Origin of the sequence: Negativicoccus succinicivorans, assembly GCF_018372215.1 — a bacterium.
Lineage (GTDB): Bacteria > Bacillota > Negativicutes > Veillonellales > Negativicoccaceae > Negativicoccus.
Genome location: NZ_JAHAJN010000023.1, coordinates 1 through 1,257, shown reverse-complemented (window position 1 = coordinate 1,257; position 1,257 = coordinate 1). Strand labels below are relative to the sequence as shown.

Annotated in this window: 1 protein-coding gene; it reads right to left on the bottom strand. The window is 51.9% G+C overall.

What is annotated here, in order from left to right; translation table 11 throughout:
- The coding region (locus KIB08_RS06925) for a putative porin (RefSeq protein ID WP_303991234.1) at nt 1–1,257 on the bottom strand (1,257 nt) is incomplete at both ends.

Below are 1,257 nucleotides of genomic sequence, written 5' to 3'. Positions count from 1 at the left end.
TTTGGTGAGGTCGTCGAGGTCAGCGCCGTCTTTGGTTTCCGCGCTGAATGTGCGGAGACCTTCGAGTTTGACGTTTTCAGCAACGACTACGCCGAAACCTGCTGCCCAGGATTCGGTGTTGTTCATGTATTTGTCCGTGCGGAGCGCGCCCGTACCGCCGAGGTAGGAACCCGGTTCCGCGTCAACATAGTCAACGAAGATGTTGAAGCTGCCCGGTTTCTTCATGTCCGCGTTACCGAAGTCAAGGCGGGCCGTCCAGAATGCAGCGTCGTCACGGTTTTTGTAATCAACGTTGAAGTAGTCACCGGAGAGAGCGAAGTCTTCGTTCAGACCGAAGATCGCGCCCGCGCCCCAGATATCATCCAAGCCGGCCATATCAACTTTGTCACCGTTCGGAGCGATGTAGGTGCCCATAACGCGGAAGTTGCTGCCGTTGTAACCCAAAGTAGCATAGGTCATTTCCGGGCTCTTCAAATCTTTAACGTCACCCAAATTCATAGCTTTCAATGCTTGATATCTGGTCAGATCGTTGACTTTTTCTTGCGCAAGAGCTACGTCCTGTGTCTTGATGCCCAACCACAGACCAGTTGTTTTAACGTCAAAGTCATCACCGGATGCGACGGCTGCGTCATAGTCTTTTTTCGCTGCGGCTTTCGCATCTTCAGCTGCTTTCAAATCAGCTTTGAATCCTTCCAGCGTTTTTTCCGGATCTTTGAGGTCTTTATATTCTTTAGCCAATTCTTGGTATTCTTCAAGTTGTTTGAACGTGTTCAGGTTCATGCCTTTCGCGTAGCCATAGCCGACGGAAGCGGTTACTTCATCGGTCGCTTTGTATTGGAGACGTACGCCGTCGAAAGCGTCATCGTACCAGTAGCCGGTCGCGCCGAATGTTTCACCGTAACGACCCGCGGTCAGGTGCAGACCGTCAGCCAGTTCATGGTCAAGATACAAGCGGTCGAGATCCAAGTCCGGATCTTCGTTGTCGCTGTCAAAACCGAAGTTACCCGAGGTAATGCGAGCGGTTACTTTGGTCTTGTCCGCTACTTTCGCGTTAAACTGGAGGCGAGCACGCATATCGAAGTGATCTTCATCTTTTATGCCGTCGTCCGTCCAACGAACACGAGCGTCACCGGTCACTTTTACGTTGCCGACGCGGTTTTCCAAGTTGGAAACGCGTACGCCGAGGCTGTTCAGTTCGTTCGCGAATTCGTCAGCCAAACGGTTCAATTGCGCCTGTTGTTCCGCGTTCAACTGATC